The following is a 4,956-nucleotide window of genomic DNA, read 5'->3' on the forward strand; positions in this document are numbered from 1 at the left end:
CACCTGCTGGATGGTGTCGCGGCGCTGGGCCTCGAAGTCATACTGGCTCACCTCCAGGGCGAAGCCGCTCTGGCGGATCTGCGCCTGGGTCGAGCCGCCGGTATAGAGCGGCAGGCTGGCGCGCAGGCCGAGCTGGCTGGCGGAGTTGTGGCCGGAGACGCCGCTGCGGTCGCTGTCCGAGTAGTCGTAGCCGGCGAAGGCCTCCACGCTCGGCAGGCGTCCGGCCCGGGAGACCTCCAGCGCGCTGCGGGCCACCTCGACGCCCGCCTCGGCGACCTGCAGCAGGGGGCTGTTCTCCATGGCCAGGGCGACCCAGTCGTCACGATCGACGGGCTCCGGGGGCACGATGGGGATCTCCTCGGCGAGGCCATCGATGCTCCGGTAACGCTGGCCGGTGAGCCGCTCGAGGGCCTCGAAGCTGACCTGCATGGCGCTCTCGGCGGCGATGCGCTGGGCGCGGGCCAGGTCGAAGGAGGCCTGGGCCTCGTGCACCTCGGTGATGGCGATCAACCCCACCTCGAAGCGCTCCTGGGCCTGCTCCAGCTGGCGTCCGATGGCGGTCTCCTGGGCACGGCTCGCCGCGAGCAGGTCGTGGGCACGCAGGATCTCGAAGTAGGCCTCGGCCACGTTCAGCAGCAGTTGCTGCTCGCTGGCCGCCAGGGAGCGCCCCTCGCGGTCGACCTCGCGCTCGGCACGCTCGAGCTGGGCACGCCGGGTCGCGTCATAGACGCTCTGGGTCGCCTCCAGGCGCAGTGCCAGGGTGTTGGCCTCGTCATCGCCGACGAACGGCCCATCGGCGCCCGGCGCCGCCAGGGCATTCCCCTGGCGGCGGTAGGTGCGGCTGTGGGTCAGGTTGGTGCCCGCGGCAATCTGGGGCAAGAGGGTGCCGCGCTGCACGTCGCGCACGGCCTCCACGGCGGAGAAACCGGAGCGGGCCGCGGCCAGGCTGGCGTCGTTGTCCAGGGCATCCCGGGCGACGGTCCAGAGGTCGGTGGCCTGGGCCGGGCCGGCCACGGCCAGCCCGACGAGCAGGGCCAGGGGAGACGGGGCCAGGCGAGACAGGGAGAGGCGGGGCATGGGCGTAGAGTTCCTGTGTGACGGGGCCGTTGCCCTGCAGGCTGGCAGGCCAGCATGCAGGAAATCGGCAAGCGCTTCACCTACTCGAAGATCGAATCCAGGGAGAGGCCCTGCTTGTCGAGCACCCGGCGCAGCTTCTTGAGCGCCTCGACCTGGATCTGGCGCACCCGCTCCCGGGTCAGGCCGATCTCCTCACCCACCTGTTCGAGGGTGGCCGCCTCGTGGCCCCGCAGGCCGAAGCGGCGCACTACCACCTCCATCTGCTTCTCGGTGAGCTCGGCGAGCCAGTCGTCGACGTGCTGCTTGATGTCGCCGTCGAGCAGCGAGGACTCGGGGCCCAGTTCGTTGTCGTCGGCCAGGGTCTCGATCAGCGGCTTGTCGCTGTCGCCCCCCACCGGATAGTCCACCGAGGAGATCCGCTCGTTGAGACCCATCATCTTCTTGACGGACTCCACCGGCTTGTCGAGGTAGTCGGCGATCTCCTCGGCGGTGGCCTCGTGGTCGAGCTTCTGGGTCAGCTCCCGGGCCGCCCGCAGGTAGATGTTGAGCTCCTTGACCACGTGGATGGGCAGGCGGATGGTGCGGGTCTGGTTCATCAGCGCCCGCTCGATGGTCTGGCGGATCCACCAGGTGGCGTAGGTGGAGAAGCGGAAACCGCGCTCGGGGTCGAACTTCTCCACGGCGCGGATCAGGCCGAGGTTGCCCTCCTCGATCAGGTCGAGCAGCGACAGCCCGCGGTTGAGGTAGCGCCGGGCGATCTTGACCACCAGGCGCAGGTTGGATTCGATCATCCGCGCGCGCCCCGCCGGGTCGCCCTGGCGGGCCAGGCGGCCGAAGAAGACCTCCTCTTCGGGAGTCAGCAGCGGCGAGAATCCGATCTCGTTGAGGTAGATCTGGGTCGCATCCAGGCTGTGGTTGCTGTAGCGATCCTCGCGACTCAGCGCCTTCTCGAAGGCCGCTTCGTCGCTGCTGCCCGTATCGCCGCTGTCATCGCTGTCATCGCTGTCGTCGTCCAGGTCGTCGACGACCTCGTCGTCCTTCTCCTCGAGCGAGTCGAGATTCACATCCTGAAGGTCCCGTTCAAGCATGCTCATCGATGGCTACCCTGTGGTTGCGTCCCGGCGCCGACGCCATGGGAACAACATCGGCGCACCTGATTATTATTGTGTGACACCCCGCAGGTGCGATGGCCACCGGGGCCCAACGGCACTCAGCGCGACGGCAGGTAGTTCAGGGGGTCCTGCGGCTGACCGTTCCTGCGCACCTCGAAGTGCAGCCGCACATCCTCGGCATCGCTGTCGCCCATGGTGGCGATCACCTCGCCGGCCTCGACCACGTCGTTCTCGCGCACGCGCAGGGAGTCGTTGTGGGCATAGGCGCTCAGGTACTCGTCGTTGTGCTTGAGCAGGATCAGGTTGCCATAGCCCCGTACCCCGCTGCCGGCATAGACGACGATTCCCGGTCCGGCTGCCCTGACAGGTTGCCCCTTTTGCCCGGCGATATCAATGCCGGCGGTGATGCTGCCGCCCTCGCCGAAACGACCGACGATCTCGCCCTCGCTGGGCCAGCGCCACTCCACCTCCTCCACCGGGGTAAAGGTGCGCGAGGCCCGATCGGGCGCCGCGCGCGCTCCGGCCACGACGGTGCCCGCAACGGGCTCGGGGCTGGCCGTCGGCGCGGGTTCCGGCTCGGGCGCCGGCTCGGCGGCGGCCACCTCACGGCTCGCCTCCACCGCCGGCTCGGCGGGGGCTTCGGCCGCGGCCCGCTCGGCTTCACGCCGCTCGGCCAGGTCTCGCTCGCTCAGGCGACCGTCGGCGCCGGGCGTGGCGGGGTCGTAGATGGGGCCGGGCCCCGCGGTTCCGCCGGCGGCTTCCACAGCGCCCTCGACCGCCGCCAGGCTCGGGCCTTCGGCCTCGTCCAGGGAGCGGGCGGTGAGCCGGCGCCCCTGCTCGGTGGTGCCATCGGGCAGCAGCCACTCCATGCTGCCGGCGTCCTCGGTCGCCGGCTCACCGGCCGCCTCGCCGCCCAGCGGCGTGGCCACCACGCCGGTGCCGGTGGCCAGGGCGGTGGTGCCCTCCTCACGCGCCGGTGCCTCGGCGTCCGGGTCCAGCACCAGGCGCTGGCCCGGCTGGATCTGATAGGGAGGGCCGATGCGGTTGATCCGCGCCAGGTCGCGGTAGTCCAGGTTGTGGCGCCAGGCGATACCATAGAGGGTATCGCCGGCCTCCACGGTGTACTGGGAGGCCGGGGCCCGCTCGCGGCTGGCCGAGAGGTCGCGCACCTGCACCTGGGGCGACTCGCCCTGCTGGGCGGCGCAGCCGGCCAGGGCCAGGGCCAGCGCGGAGATCATCATTACCTTACGCATCGGAAGCATCCTCCTTGTTCGCCCCTCGGGGCGTGCGCGCGGCGGCCGGACGACGGCCCCCGCGATCCAGCAGCAGTACCAGGGCCGCCCCGACCAGCATCAGCGCCACCACGCCCGCCAGCTGGGCCGACTCGCCGGTGAGCAGGGCGAAGTCAGCCGGGGTGAGATAGCGGTAGTCCAGGGGAATCATCTGACCCTCGGGGCCGAGCTGGTAGCGTACCAGCTCGCGCCAGGGCCAGAGTACCGGCAGCGAGCCCACGATGAAGCCCACCAGCAGCTGCAGAGTGGCGGTATGGTGATGGCGCAGCAGCCAGGAGAGCAGTCGAGAAAAGAAGAACAGGCCGATCAGGCAGCCCAGCCCGAAGAGGGTGATCAGCCCCAGGTCGAAGCTGCGAATGCCCTGCATCACGGTGCCGTAGAGCCCCATGGTGAGCAGCAGGAAGCTCCCGGAGACCCCCGGCAGCAGCAACGCGCTGATGGCGATGGCGCCGCCCACCACCAGGATCAGCTGGGGGCTCCCGAGCATCAGGATCAGCGGCATCAGGGCGGGCAGGAAGTGCGCCAGCAGCAGGCCCGCCACCAGCGGCGCCACATGCCACCACCGCCAGGTGCTGGGGTGGCGGCTGACCACCAGCGCCGAGGCGGCGACCAGGCCGAAGAAGAAGCCGTTGAGCAGCAGCGGATGGTCCTCCATCAGCCACACCACCAGGTGGGCGACGCTGACCAGGCTCACCGCGATGCCGGCCAGCAGCGGGACCACGAACCCCAGGTTGAGGTGGGCGACCAGCATCGGCAGGCCGCCGCGACGCCAGGCCACGAAGGCGCTGGGCCCGAACTGCTTGATGGTGTGGATCAGCTCCTCGTAGATGCCGGTGATGAAGGCGATGGTGCCGCCGGAGACGCCGGGCACCGCATCGGCGGCGCCCATGCCGGCCCCCCTGAGGAAGATTCCTGGATAACGCTTCAACAGCTGGCTCCTTTCAACGAATGACGCCTTCCAGCAGTGGCACGAAACGCACCGACTCGAGGCGCTGCTGCTCGTAATGGTCCCCCTGGCGCCGCACCCGGGTCAGCCACTGGCGACCCCGGGCGTCGGCCAGCGGCGTGATCAGCACCCCGCCGTCGGCCAGCTGGGCCAGCAGCGGGGCGGGCAGCTCGCCGGCACAGGCGGTGAGCAGAATGACATCGAAGGGGGCCTCCTCCGGCCAGCCATGGCCGCCATCGGCCAGGCGCAACCGGGCGGCGTGCGCCTCGAGCAGGTGCAGCCGCTCGGCGGCGCGGCGATGCAGGGCATTGATCCGTTCGATCGACCAGAGTTCCGGCACCAGCCGCGCCAGGATCAGGGTCTGGTAGCCCGAGCCGGTGCCGATCTCCAGCACCCGGCTGGGGGCGGCCTCCAGCACCAGCTCGGTCATCCTGGCCACCATCCACGGCTGGGAGAGCGTCTGGGCGTGGCCGATGGGCAGGGCGGTATCCTCGTAGGCGCGGTGGGCCAGCGCCTCGTCGAGGAACAG

The 4,956-nt window shown here is 70.4% G+C and carries 5 protein-coding genes; all 5 read right to left on the bottom strand.

The annotated features are described in order from the left end of the window. On the bottom strand, positions 1-1,077 hold a 1,077-nt coding region (locus tag J5F18_RS16325), incomplete at its 3' end, for a TolC family outer membrane protein (RefSeq protein WP_346299599.1). An 80-nt stretch (positions 1,078-1,157) separates the two neighbouring features. Beyond that, positions 1,158-2,171, bottom strand: coding sequence for an RNA polymerase sigma factor RpoS (rpoS, locus tag J5F18_RS16330; protein WP_346299600.1), 1,014 nt, complete (start codon positions 2,169-2,171; stop codon positions 1,158-1,160). A 116-nt stretch (positions 2,172-2,287) separates the two neighbouring features. Further along, positions 2,288-3,442 carry a peptidoglycan DD-metalloendopeptidase family protein gene (locus J5F18_RS16335; protein WP_346299601.1) on the bottom strand — a complete coding sequence of 385 codons (1,155 nt, stop codon included), beginning with the start codon at positions 3,440-3,442 and terminating at the stop codon, positions 2,288-2,290. Beyond that, complete coding sequence (locus tag J5F18_RS16340; protein ID WP_346299602.1) at positions 3,435-4,409, bottom strand: DUF368 domain-containing protein; 975 nt, start codon at positions 4,407-4,409, stop codon at positions 3,435-3,437. The genes J5F18_RS16335 and J5F18_RS16340 overlap by 8 nt, the downstream gene beginning before the upstream one ends. 13 nt (positions 4,410-4,422) lie before the next feature. After that, positions 4,423-4,956 (bottom strand): protein-L-isoaspartate(D-aspartate) O-methyltransferase (locus J5F18_RS16345; RefSeq protein WP_346299603.1); only part of this gene is annotated, 534 nt, incomplete at its 5' end.

The sequence above is a fragment of the Halomonas sp. BM-2019 genome (assembly GCF_017584085.1).